Below are 16,313 nucleotides of genomic sequence, written 5' to 3' on the forward strand. Positions count from 1 at the left end.
GTGCCGGGCGGCAATTAATCTTTGTTCACGGACCGCAAGAGTCGAACGGAGACACCCCGCCTTTCCCCTCCTCGTGGTCCTCGCACATCCATCGCATTTTGCCGTGGCATTACTCATTACCCGGGACACCAAATGAATCAGATAGGCGTAGATATTGGAGGGACATTCACGGACCTCGTCGGCTATCGTGCTGGCGAGCTTCTGCTGGCCAAAACGCTCACGACACCCGCTAACCCGACCGTCGGCGTCGCCAATGCGCTGGAACTGGCGAATGCGGAACTTGGCGAACTGGACGAATTTCTGCACGGTTCGACGATTGCGATCAACACGGTGCTCGAGCGCAAAGGCGTGGCAACTGCGCTCATTACGACGGCGGGTTTTCGCGACGTCTACGAGATCGGCCGGGGCAATCGTCCCGAAGCATTCAATATTCACTTCCAGCGTCCACAACCACTGATTCCGCGCGATTTGCGCTTCGAAGTGACCGAGCGCCTGAATGCGCGCGGTGAAGTGATTACGCCACTGGATGAAAACGCTGTGCGATCACTCGGCGCCCGGCTCGTCGAAGAAGGCGTGGAATCGATTGCGATCTGTTTTCTGCATTCGTATGCCAATCCGCAGCATGAAATTATCGCGGGCCGCATTCTGCGGGAAGCTCATCCCACGCTCTTCGTGACGCTGTCGCATGAAATTCTGCGCGAGTTCCGCGAGTACGAACGCACATCGACTACCGCATTGAACGCTTATGTCGGTCCGCGCGTGCAGCGTTATCTTCACACACTCAAGTCGCACCTGGATGAACGCGAGTTTCGCGGCGCGATCCATATCATGCGATCGAATGGCGGCAGCATGTCGCTTGCACACGCGGCAACCGAGCCTGTTTCGATGATGGAATCGGGGCCCGTGGCCGGCATGATCGCCGCCGGACACGTCGCGAAAACCCTCGGTATTCGGCAGGCCATCGGCTTCGACATGGGCGGCACGACCGCGAAGGCGACGTTGATCACCGACGGCATTCCCGCGATCGAAGACGGCTACTACATCGGTGGCTATGCGACCGGACAGCCGATGCAATTGCCCGTCGTGTCGATCGTGGAAGTGGGCGCGGGCGGCGGCAGCATCGCATGGTGCGATCGTTCGGGCGGCTTGCACGTTGGTCCGCAAAGCGCGAGCTCCACGCCGGGACCGGTTTGCTACGGCCGTGGCGGTACCGAGCCGACCGTCACCGACGCTAACGTCGTGCTGGGCCGCCTCAACCCGAGCCGCTTCCTTGGCGGGGGTATGGCACTCGACCTGGAAGGCGCGAAAGCTGCGTTGCGTCAGCGTGTTGGCGAGGGGCTCGAGTTGTCGGCCGAAGAGGCGGCTATGGGCGTCGTGCGGATCGCCGACTCGGCGATGGCACTTGCGGTGCGCGCCGTCTCCGTGCGCAAAGGTGTCGATCCACGCGACGCGGCAATGATTGCGTTCGGCGGCGCAGGTCCTGTGCATGCGGTGGCGCTGTGCAAAGAAATCTATATTCCGACACTCATCATTCCGAAGCTGCCGGGTAATTTCTCCGCGCTCGGTATGTTGCTTGCGCCGTGGCGCCACGATCTGGTGCGCACGCTGGTTGGCGTGCTCGGCAAGCTCGATCAGAAAGCGGTTCTCGCAGCCTTCGATGAGCTGACTGCTGCTGCCCGACGTCAACTGGTCGAAGACGAGTTGAGCGATCGCGACGCGCAGCTGGACTTCGCCGTCGACCTCCGCTATCGCGGGCAGGAACACAGTATCACCGTGCCGCTGGCGGGGCCGGACGCGCTTTCGCCGACCAATACCGAAATGCGCGCACGTTTCGACGAACTGCACGAGCAGCGCTACGGCCACTCCGCCGACGGCGAGATCATCGAGGTCGTCAACCTTCGCTTGACCGCCAGCGTGGTGCGCGGCGATAAAAACGCGGACAACTTTATTAGCGCGCCGTTCGTCGCCGGCGAGAAACAGCCCGAGCAAGCCCGCGATGTGTATTTCGACGATCCGGCCCGACCATTGCCGGCACGCATTCTGTGGCGTCCGTCGCTCGAGCCGGGATTCACCGTGGAAGGACCTGCAGTCATCGAGGAGCCGCATTCCACGACGGTTATTTTCCCGGGCGACGTCGCCCGCATCACCGAACACGGGCACATGGTCGTGTCCATCAAATTGCCCGAGGGGAACGCACAATGATTACGACCGATTCCGTCAAACTGGCCAAGCCGGCAATGAGTGCCGCGCGAGCGAAAGTCGATCCGGTCACGCTCGAAGTTGTCAGCAATTCGCTGATTGCCTATGCAGAGGAAATGGCACTGGCGCTGTGCAAATCTGCGTACAACATGATGATTTACGAGGTACGCGATTTCTGCTGCGGCCTGATCGATACACAAGGTCGGATGATCTGCCAGAACGAAGGCGGTCTGCCCATTTTTCTCGCCGATCTCGGTATCGCGGTGCAGGATGGCATTGATCGTTTCGGGCTCGATGGCTTCGCGCCCGGCGACGTGATCATCATGAACCACGGCGGCGTGTGTGGTCAGCATCTGAACAACGTGGTCGTCTATACGCCCTGTTTCTTCGAGGGCAAGGTGGTTGCGTTTGCCGCGAACCGCGCGCACTGGGCAGACGTCGGTGGGTTGCGCACGGGTTTTGGCAATGTGCAGACCTACGAGATCTATCACGAGGGCATCCAGATGCGCTCGATCAAGATCTATGAAGCCGGCAAGCGAAACGAAGGTGTCTGGCAAATGATCTCAGACAACATCCGTTTTCCGGATGCGTCTCTCGGCGATCTTCGCGCGCAAATGGCGGCTTGCCAACTCGGCAGCCGCCGCCTCGCGGAATTGTTCGATCGCTATACGGTACAGACGGTGAACGACTGTATCGCTGCGTCGTGGGATCAGGCAGAGGCAGAAGCTCGCGCCGTCGTCGAAAGTATTCCCGACGGCGTCTATACCGCAGAGTCGCGTCTGGACAGCGACGGCCGGCGCCTCGACGTGCCGCTGCGGGTGAAAGTCAAAGTGATCGTCTCGGGTTCGGAACTGACCATCGACTACTCGGAAATGAACGAGCAGGTAGTGGGTCCGCTGAACTCGGGATACTCGGGGGGGCTCTCTGCGGCGCGGGTGGCATTCAAGTGCATCACCATGCCGCATGCACCGGTGAACGAGGGCTGCTTCCGCCCGCTTACGTTGATCTCGCCGGAAGGCACGATGCTCAACGCACGTCCGCCGGCAGCGCTCGGTTTGTGGAGCATCGCATTGCCGACCGTGATCGATACGCTGCTGCGTGCGCTGGCCGTCGCGTTGCCCGACTTCATTCCGGCCGCCCATAAGGGCGACATGGGTGGCTGTTCGTTCTACGGACAGCGGGAAGAAAGCGGCGAACGCTATGTGTTGATGAATATCCTGGGCGGAGGGTGGGGCGGTCGTGCGAATGGCGACGGTGCGTCGGCATCGGTCTCCATCTGCCAGGGCGACGTGCGCAATACGCCGGTCGAGTTGCAGGAGATCCGCTATCCGTTCCTGATCGACCGGCACGAATTGCGGGAAGACAGCGGTGGCGCGGGCCGGCATCGCGGCGGCCTTGGCGTGGTTCTGAGCTACCGCGCTTTGCAAAAGAGTACGGTGAACGTGAACCTCGAACGCATCATCGATCCGCCGTGGGGTTCGGAAGGTGGCCGTCCGGGCGCGAGCAACGTCGCGATCATCCGGCGGGCGGATGGCACCGAGCGCTCGGTCACGAAGGAAAGCAACATTCCGCTTGCCGCCAACGACACGATCACGTTCTCGACTGCAGGCGGCGGTGGCTACGGTGACCCTGCGGAACGCTCGCATGAGCAGATCGCCGACGATCTGAAGTCCGGCTATGTGAGCGCAGCCAACGCATCGCGCGATTACGGCTACGAAACAAGCCCGCAGCCGGAGTTGGCGCGATGAGTGCGCAACTGGCGAAGTCGCGTGCCGCGCGGCTGCGGCAGGCCATGGAAGTGGCAGGTGTCGATGTGCTGATCGTACCGGGCGACGCCTGGCGCAGCGACTATCTGCGCTACGCCATCGACGTGACGCCGATGGAAGGTCACATGATTGCGTGCATCGGACGCGACGACACAAAACGGGTGTTCGTGGCAAATGCGACCGAAGCCGCCCGTGTGTCGCTTGAAGTGCCCGGAAGCGAGGTGAGCTGGTCGGTCGATCCGGTCGAGAATGCACTGCGGTACGTCAGCGTGCATTGCGCCGGTCGCTCGGTTGCGCTGGTTGCGCCGCAGGTCGCGTCGACGAAACTGGCCAGCAGCTTGGGCGGTGGAGGCATCGAGGACGCCACCGCATGGTTCGACCGGCTGATGGTTGCGAAGACGTCGGAGGAAGCCGAGGCCGTGGCGCGTGCGACCGCGCTCGCGGATGCGGGCTATGCGGTCTTCCGCAAGGCCGCAAGGGTTGGGCGACGCGAGTACGAAGTCATTGCCGAAGTGGAAGCGTGGTTTCGCTCTCAGGGTTGCGCGGAAAACTTCGTGATTCTGGCCTCCGGTGGCGTGGAAGTCCGCGGCATGCATCCGCCGGGCGAGAGACGGATTGCGCCCGGTGATCTGGTGACGACCGAACTCACGCCATGTGTCGACGGCTATTACGCGCAGATCTGTCGCACCCTGGTGATCGGGGCGCCGAGCGATATGCAATTAACCGCGTATGCCGTCTTCCAGGAGGCGCTGCAAGCGGGTATCGCTGCGGTGAAGCCTGGCGCGACTCACGGCGACATCGCGTTTGCACAGAACAAGGTGTTTCGACAGCATGGCCTGGGTGACTACGTGACGTCGGCCTATACGCGGGTTCGTGGGCACGGCGTGGGTCTGTATGTCGATGGCGTGCATGTACTGGAGGACGTCACGCTCGTACTCGAACCGGACATGACGCTTATCGTGCATCCGAACACCTACCACCCGTCCGTGGGTTACATGGTGCTCGGCGACACGGTTCGCGTCACGCAGGATGGATGCGAAGTGCTGACGCGCACGTCGCGAGAGCTGTTTTCCGAGCCGGCGCACGAGCCGGCCATGCAGGAGTGAAACGATGCGTCGAGGTTTGATAGCCTGGTCGAAAGAAGAAGTGCCGTCCGCCACGCTGGATCGGCGAGTGTCGCGCCTGCAGGCGGCAATGCGTGAAGAGGGACTGGACGCCGTGTTGGCTTACACGTCGTTCGCCCAGCCCGGCGCGGTGCAGTGGCTCACTCACTTTGTGCCGTATTGGAGCGAGGCGTTGGCGGTTGTGCCGTTGTCGGGCATGCCGACGTTGCTCGCTTCGCTGACACCGCGCGTGCATCCGTGGATTCGCGAAGTCTCGCATCTCGCCGAAGTTCGGTCGGCGCCGAAACTGGGGGACGCCACCGTCGCATTTCTTCGGGAACTCCATGACGGTGCGAAACGTGTTGGCGTGATCGGTCTCGACACGTTGCCCTGGTCGGTCGGCGCACCGCTTTATCGTGCGCTCGGCGCTGACAAATTTTGCGATGCAAGCGCGTTGTACGCTTCGATCCGTCAGCCTGCCGACGCGGAAGAAGTCGCGCTTGCCAGCGTGGCTGCCGGAATCGCGCGTGATGCGATCGCCGCCATTCCGGTCGACGCGAAGACCGTGGCCCATGTACTGAGCGCGGTGGAGTACGCGGCCCGCTGCGGGGGTGCCGAAGAGGTTCTGCTACGCTGCGCGCCGGACTATCGCAAAGGCACGGCATTGCGGCGCATCGAAGGAGACGCCGTGCTCGGCGAGCGGTATGCGCTCGAAGTGACGATCGCGTACAAAGGTGCATGGGTACGTGTCAATCACTGCGATATTGCGCGCGGCGGTGGTGCGCGGCCGCAAAGCTGGCACGATGCGCAGGCGTGGTTTTCGGCCCAACTGGCTAGGTTCGACCCGCATGCACCGGCGATGACGCCCCCAGCAGACGGGATTCCAATGTCGTGGACGTTCGAAACCTGTACGGGCGTCTATCCGCTAAGTGTGGTTTCGTCGCACGACCGGCCGCCCGCTAGCGTGATCGCAAACGGCACGCTCGGGACGTTGAGCATCGAATGCGAATTGCCCGATGGGCCGTGGCGCGCCAGCGCACCCGTGGTTCTGGGACACGGCGACATCACCGCAGGGTCGAAAGTATGAACGCGCCGTCCGCGCAACACGCCATTGCACGCTTCGCCCGCTTTGCGGTTTCCTCGCAAGCTGGCGACGACCACGCGGCCACGCTGCAATTGACCGACGCATTCATCGCACTGCTTGCTGGCGCCGACTGCAACGATGGCCGGCGCGTCGCGGGTTTTTTCGGTGAATTTGGCAGCGGTACGCTGTCGCTAGCCGCGACGCTGGCCGCCACTATCCGCCTCACCGAACTCGACGACATTCACCGTGCTACCGCCGTCACGCCGAGTGCGATCGTGGTGCCTGCCGTACTGGCCATTTGCGCGATGTCGGGGGTCACGGTCGGCTCGCGGAACGTTCTCGATGCGATGCACGTCGGAGAGGAGATTGCGGTGTCGCTGGCGTTGTCGCTGGGTGGCGCGAACCTGCTGTCACAAGGCTGCTGGCCGGCACTGACTGTCGCGCCGTTCGGCGCGGCGGCTGCGGCGGGGCGGGTACTGGGACTTTCGGAAAGCGAAATGGAACATGCCCTGGCGCTTGCGCTCGCGCAGACGCCACCGCCGATCGGGCGGACGCCGGCACAGCAACCCGCACGCTGGCTGTTGTTCGGCGAGGCCGTGCGAGCCGGCTGTATGGCCGCGCTTGCGGCACGCGACGGATTCCAGGCCGACAAGGCATTGCTGGATGAAAACTGGGCAAACCGGATCGGGGTGCGGGACGTGCTCTATCGGCCGTACGGCGCCGAACTGCCAGTCGGCGTCCGTTCGGCAATCAGCGTCAAGCCGCATCCGGGCGCCAAGCAGACCATGGCGGCCATTTATGGGCTTCAGGCGATGATGAAGGGCGGAATCGTGGCTCATGCAATCGAGAAAATCGAAGTGCATGTGCCTCATGCGTATGCGTCGATGGTGGTGCGTGAGCCGCCACAGACCGGCCGGCTGGCGAGTTTTGTAAGCGTGTCGGGCCAGCTAGCGCTCGCCGCCTTGCAGCCCGCAGCGCTCGACGATATCAGCCGCGAAAGCGTTATCTGGAATGCGGAAATGCAACGTTTCGTCGAACGTGTGTCGGTGGTGCCGGATGCCTCCCTGGATGCGAGTTATCCCGCGCAGTTTCCAGCCCGGCTGCGCGTGACGGCCAACGGACGTACCCACGAAATCAGTGTAATGGATAGTCTGGGCGACCCATCGCTTCCGCTCGATCAAGCGGGTTTGAGCGACAAAGCCGAAAGGATAGTCGGGCATCATCGCGACAGAAGCATCGTATCGCTCGCCGGTGACGCGGCAGTGCGGACATCTTCGCTGGAGCGATTATGCGGCTGGCTGAAGCAACGTTTCGACGCAGACGCCGGACACAAAGTACTGGCGTAACAAAAAAGATAAATGAAGGCGTTCTGGAGGAAGACATGAGTAGCACAACGGATGTCGACAAGTTTCTCGGACAGCAGCCGCTCAGATGGCTGCATGTGTTCATCGTGTTGATGCTGGCCGCCGCGATCTTGATCGACGGCTACGACATCTTCATGGTTGGCTTGATTTTGCCCGTGCTGGCACATGGTCTGCACGTCAAGCCAGCCGATCTGACCCAGGTGTTCGTGCTTCAGCAACTCGCGCTGCTGATCGGCACGCTGGTGTCGGGGCCGTTGCTCGACCGCTTCGGGCGTCGCCGCGTGATGCTGATCGCGATGCCGGTTTTCGCGATTCTGACCATGGCGACCTCGCAGGTTCGAACCGTGTTCGAACTCGACGTAATGCGTTTCGCGGCCGCACTCTTTTTCAGTTCTCTGATCCCGGCGGTCATCACGCTCGCGGCGGAATTCGCACCGTCGCGCTACCGCGCGGCCGCCGTTTCTGTGGTCTTTTGTGGGTACGCGGGCGGCAATCTGATTGGAGCAAGCGTGCAGGCATGGATTCTTCCGTTCGGCTGGCAGGCGGCATTCTGGGTGGGCGGCCTGTTGCCCTTGCTGGCGGCAATCGTACTGTGGATCTGGATGCCGGAGTCAGCTCAATACCGTGCCTTGCGCAACCCGGCGGACGCGTCGATTGGAAAAACGCTGCAGCGGTTCGATCCGTCGGTGGTGTTCGAAGCGGATCACCGATTCGAAACGAAGCGGGCGAATCAAAACGGTACGCGAGTTTCGCCCCTCGGACTTTTGCGTAACGGACGCATGGTCGCCACGTTGATGCTCTGGGTTGCCTATCTGGCGACGGGCATCTTCAGCTACATGAACAACTCGTGGACCACCACGCTGTTGCATACGACACGCAGCATGCCGATGCAACACATCGCTGGTCTGATGGCGATGAGTTCGATTGCCGGCATCGTTGGAACTGCAACAAGCGGCTTTGTCATGGATCGCTTCGGCGCCGCGCGTGTCGTGCCGACCTATCTGCTGGCTGCGGCAGGGGCGGTCGCAGTCATCGCGACCATGGACGTTTATTCGGTTTGGGCCGGACTCGCGTTCGCAGCCCTCGGCTTTCTCTATAACGCCGGCTGGGGCACGCTCAACGCGCTCTGTTCGTCGATCTCGCCACCCGAGTTGCGCGCCACGGGCGTGGCCTGGGCGCAGGGCGCCGGCAAGATCGGAGGGATGATCGGGCCGGCGATTGGCGGCGCGCTGGTCGGAGCCGGATGGGATTTTTCTCCGGTGCTGCTCGTCGCTGCCGGTTTCGAACTCGCCTCCGGGTTGGCCGTGGTGGTTCTGCTCGTCCGCCGACGATCGGCGCCCGTCACAGCAAGGGCCTAGTAGCACTTTTTCGCCGCTAGCTTCGCTGAAACAAAGCGTTTCGCAGACCAGCATTCCGGCCGATGTCGGACGATGCTGTGGCTCCTCTCGCCCTTTGCATTTGCCATGACCGCTCTGCTTTCGCCCGCTCCGGTGCGGTGCGCGTACGCCTGAATAGAAATGCTGTTACCCGGCAGTGCCGCTCGATGGTTTCGATCGGTACTGCCCAATAAAATCAAATCGAGACATGAGATGAAGAAAACCCTACTCTGCACTTCCGCAATCGCGACGCTGCTCGCGTCGGCCACCCCCGCTTTCGCTCAAAGCAGCGTCGTGCTGTTCGGCATCATCGACGGCGGGCTGTCGTATCAGAACAGTCAAACGACACTCGGCTCGACGACGAATGGTCACTCCGCAGTACGAGCAACCTCTGGCGTGTGGATTGGCAGCCGACTCGGTTTCCGCGGCACGGAGGACCTCGGGGCAGGAAATAAGGCGGTTTTCTGGCTCGAAACAGGCTTTACGGGTTTCAACGGCGCGTTGTCGCTTGGCGGCATTTTTGGACGTCAGGCCTATGTGGGTCTCAGTAACGACCATTACGGCACGGTCACGGCGGGGCGCCAATACACACCTTATTACCTGCTTCTGTTTCCTTACGCGCAGATCAAATATCTGACCGGCGGCGTGGGCGCCCACCCCGGCGATATCGACGGATTCGACACCACGTATCGCGTGAATAACGCCTTGGTCTACACCTCGCCGAATATCAGTGGCCTGACTTTCAGTGCGCTGTATGGCGTGGGCGGCGTTGCCGGCGCGTTCAATCGCGGCTCAGCCTGGAGCGGTGCGGTGCAATACGCGAACGGTCCGGTTGGCATTGCAGCGGGTGTGTTCCGGATGAACAATGCCACGCCCGGCGGAGGTGTGTGGGGTGCGGATTCGACAGTCAATTCGGCGGGATTGCCGGGCATTTCCGCCGTGAACAACGGCTTCCAGACCGCCGCGGCCCAACAGCGGATTGCCGTAACGGCAGGATACGAAATCACACCGACCGTTGGGATCAACGGCTCGTATTCGAATGTCCAGTACATTGCGGGAACAGGCTCGAGTTTCGCCACGACCGAAATCTTCAACGTGTTCGGCGGACTCGTGCACTGGCAGGTAACGCCTTCGTTGATGCTGGCGACCGGATACAACTACACGAAGGCGTCTAACGCTAACGGCATTACCGATGGCGCCCGGTATCACGAGGTTACCGTGTCGGAATCTTATGCGTTGTCCAAGCGCACGCTTGTCTACGCACTGCAAGGTTACACGCGGGCGTTGGGCAAGACTTTGGGAACCGCGGGGATCGGTCATGTCATCGAGGCGACCGCTACCGTGGGTGACGGATTCAACGCAACGCCTTCATCGACGGGCAGGATGTTCGTGGTCGCCGTGGGTCTCGTCAACCGGTTCTGATCATCCGCGGAAGCGAGCTGGGTGCCCGACGCCAGGATCGAGGTAACGGCACCATTTTTTTGATTTTCACTGGCGAAAATCTCGTCGCCCAGCCTCTCACCGACCCAAGCAGCGACGCCAAACATCCCCCGGCGTCGCCACATCTCCCAACCTACCGTACCGACTCAAACTCCCCAGCCGACACCGTCGCGCTCGCCCTATGCGGCGCCGACGCCTCGCTCAGCATCTTCCCCTTGGTCTCCGGCGCCAGTGCATAGGAAACAATTCCGCCGAAGAGACTGATACCCGCTGCAATCAGCATGGCCGTGCCCACGCCGAACGACCCGATAATCACCGGCAACAGGAAGGTGCCCGCCGCCGCGCCGACACGCGAGAAGGCCGTCGCAAAGCCGACACCCATGCCGCGGATTTCAGTGGGAAACACTTCGCCCGGATAGACACCACATAGCGTCGTCGAGATGGCATTGACCAGCGAGAACATGAAGAAGCAGACGAGGATGATGGTCGGCGATGCATTCGCGAAGAGTGCCACGCTCATCAATGCAAGCGCCGAGATAAAGAACGGCGGAATACCGAGCTTGCGTCGTCCGACGCGCTCGATCAGCACGACCGAGATAATCGTGCCGAGCACGGCGACGCTGTTCAGCACCAGACCGCCCGTCAGCCCTTCTTTAAGCCCAAGTTTCTGGAGGACGACTGGTGCGAACGCGCCGATCGCGAAGTACGGCGTCACGTTGCACGCCCAGAACACCGAGACGAAAATCGTCGTCTTGATGTAGTCGGCGGAAAAGAGGCGGCTGAATCCTTGCGTACCCGCGACACCTTGCGCGCGCAGGTCGAGTTGCTCGTCGTGAGACATGTGCTCGGCGGCCAGCGCTTTCGCTTCGTCGTGACGTCCCTTGCTCATCAACCAGCGCGGCGACTCCGGCGTGCCCAGACGCATCAGGAATACGACCACGGTGGGAATCGTGCTCAGGCCGAGAATCACGTGCCAACTTGCGGCAGCCGACTCGGTCAGCGCCCAACCCAACGCATAGGAAATCAGATAGCCGACGTACCAGGCCAGTTCGAGCACCGCGAGCAATTTGCCACGTACGCGCGCCGGCGAAAACTCGGCCAGCAGCGGCCAGCCGATCGAGTAGTCGGCGCCGATGGCGATCCCCATCAAAATGCGGACGAGGAACAACTCCCACGCTTCGGTGACGAAAAACTGCGCAGCCGATCCGACGAGGAAGATGGCGAGGTCGATGGTGAACATCGGCCGGCGGCCAACCTTGTCGGCGAGCCAGCCGCCAAGCGGTCCGCCGACAAAAATGCCGATCAACGCCGACGCGCCGATCAGACCTTGCCACGCGAGTGTCAGGTGCAGATCGTTGGTGATGGCCGGCATCACGATCCCGATGCAGCCGAGAATAAAGCCGTCGATGAACATGCCGCCGGAAATAAGGACCGTCAGCTTCGTGAGGAACTTGCGTTGCTTGTCAGTCAGCGCGCCGATGCGCGCGCCAGACGACGAAGTAGGGTAGGGGGATGCCTTGGGCACGATGATGTCTCCTTGTGTTTTGTGTCGGACGAAAGGCGTCCCGTTGTCGGGCTGTCCGAAGCCTTGACCTGCATGCGCTACAAGAAGAGTGTGTGGAAATCGTTGATCCTGGACAAACGATATTTCGTGCGTACATTCATCAATTTTTGTCATAGACGACGGGTACGGACGAACGCCATCCACCGGTCGAGAACGACACGCGCGGCATTAACGCGCTTGTGTCGCGACAATCGGTTTGCGCTTGCTGAGCGGGCTATTTGAGCGAGAGAAGCCAGTCCCTGAAACTGCCGACGCTCTTGCGGCGCTCGTGTGGCCCCGAGGGTTCGAGCACGAGAAACTGTCCCTCGGTTTGCAGCGTTTCAGGTACCGGGCGAACCAGCGAGCCGTCTTTCAGATACGGATCGATCAGATTGCTCCAGCCGAGCGCGACGCCTTGTCCGCTTAACGCCGCCTGAATGACCATCGAATAGTTGTTGAGATTGATCTTGTTGCGCGGCGTGACCGGCGCGGCGCCGACGCGGCGAAACCAGTCGTTCCACGTCACCCAGTCGCGCTCCGATTCGTCGAGCCAGAGCCAGGTACAGGCGGCGAGATCTTCGGCGCGGCTCACGCCGCTATGACGCGCAAGATACGCGGGGCTGCAGACAGGGAAGATTTCCTCGCTGCAGATCGGCGTGAATTTGATGTGCTCCGGCGGACTCTTGCAGTAGTACACAGCGAGGTCGCATTCGAGCTTGCGATAGTCTTTGACGTGATCGTAAGCGACGATCCGCAGGTCGATGCCTTCGTGACTCTCGTTGAATTCCGGAATGCGCGGCAGCAGCCACAACGAAGCGAGCGCCGTGCTCGTGGCCACCGTCACTTGCCGGTCGCCATGCCAACGTTTGACCAGTTGTGTCGCGTCGGCGAGGGACAGCAGTGCTTCGCGGCACGACTGAAAGTATTGCTCGCCCGTTGGCGTGAGGCGAACCGAACGCGTGGTGCGGTCGAGCAGATGCGCGCCGAGCATATCTTCGAGCAAACCGATTTGCCGGCTGATCGCGCCTTGAGTTACGTTGAGTTCGTCTGCGGCGCGCGTGAAGCTGCCAAGGCGCGCGGTCGCTTCGAACGCGACCAGTGCCTTGAACGGCGGCAGTGGCTGGATCCTCATGATGAAGGATGTCTCCGGGGAATTCTTTTATATGTGATTTCCCGCGAATGCACGCGGGAAAGTTAGACCCGAAATTGTGCCTTAACGTCAGACGGCGTCAAGCCGGGCACGCGATCGAATTACCCCGGTTGCCGCAGATTTCAGTTGCGCCGCATCTTTCTTTCCGCTTCGTCGCCGCACGTTTCGTGCAGTGTCTGTTTCCAGTTTCCCGGATAGACCACGTAACCGAAGAGCGCGAAGCCGCCGTACACGAGCGACGTAGCCTTCGGAATCCACAACACCTGGCCGGGCTTGACCTGGTGCGTGTGTCCATCCGTCTCGACGTCGAGACAACCTTCGATCGTGAAAATCACCTCTTCGTACAGCGTCGTCCAGCTGACGCGCGCGCCTTGCCATCGCGCGAAGCCGATGCCGAGGTTCGGCGAGATTTCGTCGGCAATCGCGCGCGCGACATAGGCCGCACCTGGCGGCCCACCGCGAACGTGGAAGCCGAGGTCCGCGTGGTCGACGAGTTGCACGCCCTTTGCTGCTCTGCTGTGCGCAAGACTCATAGTTCGGCCCGGCTCTGCCATGCTGCCAGACGGATGCGAGTGCGCACGCCGAGTCCCAGAAACGGTTCGGGCGGATTCAGCGACGGCATGCCGGTGACGGCGTGAATGTCGTCGAGTAGCGAGGACTGCGCACCGACCGCGTGGTCCGCGAGCAGCGTGCCGGAAATCGTGCCCCATGCCGCGCCGACGCCGTTGTCGCAAGCCGCCGCATAAACGCCGTCTTCGAGTTGCCCGAAAAAGTTCGTGAAGTTGCGCGAGATGGCGTAGACGCCGCCCCAGGTGTGGGTGAAAGGCACGTCGACGAGTTCGGGGAAGCGGGCGAGGAACGCCTTGCGGTGTTCTGCGCGAATGCCGTCGCGCGTGGCTTCGCCGACACTGCGTCCGTATTTCGGCACGTGTTTATACGTGTTGCGGATGATGATGCGCCGATCCTGCGTCATGCGCACGGTCGTGCCGGCGTGGTCGGCGGGCGTCAAGCCCCATTCGAAGGTGCCGCCGTAGCGTTTGCTTTGCTCCTCGGTCAACGGCGCGGTCCAGCTGGCGAACGTCATCACGGGCAGCAGGCGGTTCTCCAGATAGCCGAATTCACGCGTGAAAATGCTCGTGCCGAGCAGCAATTTGCGCGTGCGGATTTCGCCGTCTTTACCGTGCAGGACATAGCCGCCTTTTCCGTCGCGCTCGACGCGCGTGATCGGCGAATTCTCCAGCAACTCGACGTTGTCCGGCAGCGATGCGCCCAATCCGCGGACCAGCGCGGCCGGTTGCATCAGATAGCATCCCGGCGTGTAGACCGCGCGGCTGTAGTACGACGTTCCAAGTACCTTCGACAGTTCAGGACCTTCGACGGCGCGATAGGGTTCGCCGAGCGCCGCCATCAGTTTCTCGAAGTGTGCGAGGTAGGCAAGCCCACGCTCGCCGACTGCGCCCTGATACTTGCCCGCATGCGACCACTGACACGCGATGCGGTGCTCCTCAACCAGCGACTGCAATTGTGCGATCGCCGCGCGGTTCAGACGCAAGAGACGCTGCTTGAAGGCGGGGTCCGGATTTTCCAGCGCGAACTTGTGCGGCAAGTCGATCACGAAGCCGGAGTTGCGACCCGATGCGCCTTCGGCAACGCGCTGTGCGTCGACGAGAAGAATGCGGGCGTCGGGCTCGTGAGCGGCAAGACGGCGGGCGGCGGCGAGGCCGGCGAAGCCTGCGCCGATCACCGCATAGTCGGCGACCTGGCTGCCGGCGAGGCGCCGCGCCGGAGCCGGCGGCGGCAGGGCGGCGTACCAGCCGCAAGTGTTGTCATCGTGGGGCAGATTCATTTTATTTGCCTGGCGGGTTGGTCTGCTATTCACTGAGCCTGCTGGGTCGGGCGCGGCTTGCATTGCTCGACCCAATGGCCGCGCAGCGTTTGAGCCCGATGTCCGATCAGCGCGAAGCCGTGCATCTGTCCGTTGCTGTCGAAGTGTCCGCAACTGAAGCCGTCGCCGGTTTCGTCGACGCGCCATTCGCCGCTGGCGAGCGCGGCCGGCGCCGGCAACAGAATTAGTGGCGCGGCCGGCGTTTTGACCTGCACGGGCATGGGCGGATAGCGTACGTCGGTCGGGTCGCCGGTCACGGTGCGCGCCAATGCGTCGACGCCGAAGTTGATCGGCGCAAGGTAGGGCGCGGGGCGTCCGTCGATCTCGACGCAGTCGCCGAGCGCGAAGATATCCGCGACGCTCGTATGCAGTTGCGCGTCTGTGCGGATACCTCGGCCAATTTCGACGCCGCAGCTTGCTGCCAGCGCGACGTTCGGCGCGAGACCGACCGCCGAAATCACAACGTCCGCGTCGATTCGCGAGCCGTTCGCCAGCACCAGTGCCCAGGCGCCGGGCTCGCCGAGAATTTCACGAACGGAGTTCTGCAGATGCCACGTCACGCCGAGATCGGTGAGCGCGCGTTGCAGATGCGCGCCGGCCTGCTGCGGCAGCAAACGTTCGAGCGGCCACTTGCCAATGCCGATCACGTTCACGTCGAAGCCGCTGGCGGCCAGATCGTTCGCGAATTCGCAGCCGATCAGACCGTCGCCGATGATGGCGACGCGCGACGCTCCCTTTAGCTTGTCACGCAACAGGCGATAGTCGTCGAGATTGTTCACGCTCAAAAGCGCATCCGTGCGTCCCGCGACGTCGAGTCGGACTGGACTGGCGCCCAGCGCGAGAACCAGTTGCGAGTAACGGATCGTGCCGTGGCTGGTGCGCAGACTGTGCGCGTCGGCGTCGATCGCGTGAACATCGCAGTGGGGATAGACGCGGATGTTCAGGCGTCGCTCGATATCGAATGGCGCTTCGGCGACCAGTTCGTCTGCACTGCGGCCTTGCGACGTCGCGATCGACAACGCAGGCTTCGAGTACAGATGACCCGATTCGCGCGTCAGCACCACGATTTCCGCGTCGGGGTCGCGACGCCGTACAGCCTGCGCAAGGCTATAGCCCGCATGACCCGAACCGACGATGACCAGCGGTCCTTCACGACGCGCAACGGCGGCGGCCGGCAAGCTCCTGGGCAAAACCGCTGGTTGAGGCGATGCGACGGCCACCACCGGTTCGGTGATTTCGATCATTTCGAAATCCGCTTTGCCGACGCCGCAGTCGGGGCACTTCCAGTCTTCCGGCACGTCTTCCCAGCGCGTGCCCGCCACGATTCCGTCTTTCGGCCATCCTTCTGCTTCGTCGTAAATCAGGCCGCAAATGACACAGAGCCATTTTTTCATTGCCGACTC

At 62.1% G+C, this 16,313-nt stretch carries 12 protein-coding genes; 7 read left to right on the forward strand and 5 right to left on the reverse strand.

Annotation, left to right across the window (positions count from 1 at the left end):
• Window positions 1-132: 132 nt before the first annotated feature.
• The 7 genes from P3T18_RS02565 to P3T18_RS02595 all read left to right on the forward strand — a co-directional run bounded on the left by P3T18_RS02565 (window position 133) and on the right by P3T18_RS02595 (window position 10,314).
• A complete protein-coding gene (locus P3T18_RS02565) occupies window positions 133-2,202 on the forward strand; it encodes a hydantoinase/oxoprolinase family protein (protein ID WP_429298338.1) in 2,070 nt (689 codons plus the stop codon).
• Window positions 2,199-3,947, forward strand: a complete 1,749-nt coding sequence (locus tag P3T18_RS02570; RefSeq protein WP_429298339.1) for a hydantoinase B/oxoprolinase family protein — start codon at window positions 2,199-2,201, stop codon at window positions 3,945-3,947. The genes P3T18_RS02565 and P3T18_RS02570 overlap by 4 nt, the downstream gene beginning before the upstream one ends.
• On the forward strand, window positions 3,944-5,071 hold the full coding sequence (locus P3T18_RS02575) for a M24 family metallopeptidase (RefSeq protein ID WP_429298340.1): 1,128 nt from the start codon (window positions 3,944-3,946) through the stop codon (window positions 5,069-5,071). Before P3T18_RS02570 ends, P3T18_RS02575 begins: the two co-directional genes overlap by 4 nt.
• Before the next feature lie 4 nt (window positions 5,072-5,075).
• Window positions 5,076-6,155 carry an aminopeptidase P family N-terminal domain-containing protein gene (locus P3T18_RS02580; RefSeq protein ID WP_429298341.1) on the forward strand — a complete coding sequence of 360 codons (1,080 nt, stop codon included), beginning with the start codon at window positions 5,076-5,078 and terminating at the stop codon, window positions 6,153-6,155.
• On the forward strand, window positions 6,152-7,498 hold the full coding sequence (locus P3T18_RS02585; protein ID WP_429298342.1) for an MmgE/PrpD family protein: 1,347 nt from the start codon (window positions 6,152-6,154) through the stop codon (window positions 7,496-7,498). Before P3T18_RS02580 ends, P3T18_RS02585 begins: the two co-directional genes overlap by 4 nt.
• A gap of 35 nt (window positions 7,499-7,533) precedes the next feature.
• Entirely contained in the window at window positions 7,534-8,874 is a 1,341-nt protein-coding gene (locus P3T18_RS02590; protein WP_429298343.1) for an MFS transporter, read from the forward strand.
• Window positions 8,875-9,105: 231 nt separating this feature from the next.
• Complete coding sequence (locus P3T18_RS02595; protein ID WP_429299024.1) at window positions 9,106-10,314, forward strand: porin; 1,209 nt, start codon at window positions 9,106-9,108, stop codon at window positions 10,312-10,314.
• Between the two features lie 151 nt (window positions 10,315-10,465).
• On the opposite strand, the gene P3T18_RS02600 is transcribed toward P3T18_RS02595, so the two are convergent.
• The 5 genes from P3T18_RS02600 to P3T18_RS02620 all read right to left on the reverse strand — a co-directional run bounded on the left by P3T18_RS02600 (window position 10,466) and on the right by P3T18_RS02620 (window position 16,304).
• A complete protein-coding gene (locus P3T18_RS02600) occupies window positions 10,466-11,857 on the reverse strand; it encodes an MFS transporter (protein ID WP_429298344.1) in 1,392 nt (463 codons plus the stop codon).
• Between the two features lie 253 nt (window positions 11,858-12,110).
• Window positions 12,111-13,007, reverse strand: coding sequence for a LysR substrate-binding domain-containing protein (locus P3T18_RS02605; RefSeq protein WP_429298345.1), 897 nt, complete (start codon window positions 13,005-13,007; stop codon window positions 12,111-12,113).
• Window positions 13,008-13,147: 140 nt separating this feature from the next.
• The gene (locus P3T18_RS02610) at window positions 13,148-13,525 is read right to left on the reverse strand and encodes an ethanolamine utilization protein EutQ (protein WP_429298346.1); all 378 of its coding nucleotides are present in this window, start codon (window positions 13,523-13,525) and stop codon (window positions 13,148-13,150) included.
• A gap of 29 nt (window positions 13,526-13,554) precedes the next feature.
• The gene (locus P3T18_RS02615; RefSeq protein ID WP_429298347.1) at window positions 13,555-14,871 is read right to left on the reverse strand and encodes an NAD(P)/FAD-dependent oxidoreductase; all 1,317 of its coding nucleotides are present in this window, start codon (window positions 14,869-14,871) and stop codon (window positions 13,555-13,557) included.
• Between the two features lie 29 nt (window positions 14,872-14,900).
• Window positions 14,901-16,304 (reverse strand): FAD-dependent oxidoreductase, encoded by a 1,404-nt coding sequence (locus P3T18_RS02620; RefSeq protein ID WP_429298348.1) that lies wholly within the window; start codon window positions 16,302-16,304, stop codon window positions 14,901-14,903.
• Window positions 16,305-16,313 lie beyond the last annotated feature (9 nt).

The organism is Paraburkholderia sp. GAS199 (assembly GCF_050436585.1).
Taxonomy (GTDB): domain Bacteria; phylum Pseudomonadota; class Gammaproteobacteria; order Burkholderiales; family Burkholderiaceae; genus Paraburkholderia.

Bases quoted from the DNA above. Each gene is read 5' to 3' on its own strand.
- P3T18_RS02565 (WP_429298338.1), top strand. From the start codon at position 133: ATGAATCAGATAGGCGTAGATATTGGAGGGACATTCACGGACCTCGTC.
- P3T18_RS02590 (WP_429298343.1), top strand. From the start codon at position 7,534: ATGAGTAGCACAACGGATGTCGACAAGTTTCTCGGACAGCAGCCGCTC.
- P3T18_RS02595 (WP_429299024.1), top strand. From the start codon at position 9,106: ATGAAGAAAACCCTACTCTGCACTTCCGCAATCGCGACGCTGCTCGCG.
- P3T18_RS02570 (WP_429298339.1), top strand. From the start codon at position 2,199: ATGATTACGACCGATTCCGTCAAACTGGCCAAGCCGGCAATGAGTGCC.
- P3T18_RS02575 (WP_429298340.1), top strand. From the start codon at position 3,944: ATGAGTGCGCAACTGGCGAAGTCGCGTGCCGCGCGGCTGCGGCAGGCC.
- P3T18_RS02580 (WP_429298341.1), top strand. From the start codon at position 5,076: ATGCGTCGAGGTTTGATAGCCTGGTCGAAAGAAGAAGTGCCGTCCGCC.
- P3T18_RS02605 (WP_429298345.1), bottom strand. From the start codon at position 13,007: ATGAGGATCCAGCCACTGCCGCCGTTCAAGGCACTGGTCGCGTTCGAA.
- P3T18_RS02615 (WP_429298347.1), bottom strand. From the start codon at position 14,871: ATGAATCTGCCCCACGATGACAACACTTGCGGCTGGTACGCCGCCCTG.
- P3T18_RS02620 (WP_429298348.1), bottom strand. From the start codon at position 16,304: ATGAAAAAATGGCTCTGTGTCATTTGCGGCCTGATTTACGACGAAGCA.
- P3T18_RS02585 (WP_429298342.1), top strand. From the start codon at position 6,152: ATGAACGCGCCGTCCGCGCAACACGCCATTGCACGCTTCGCCCGCTTT.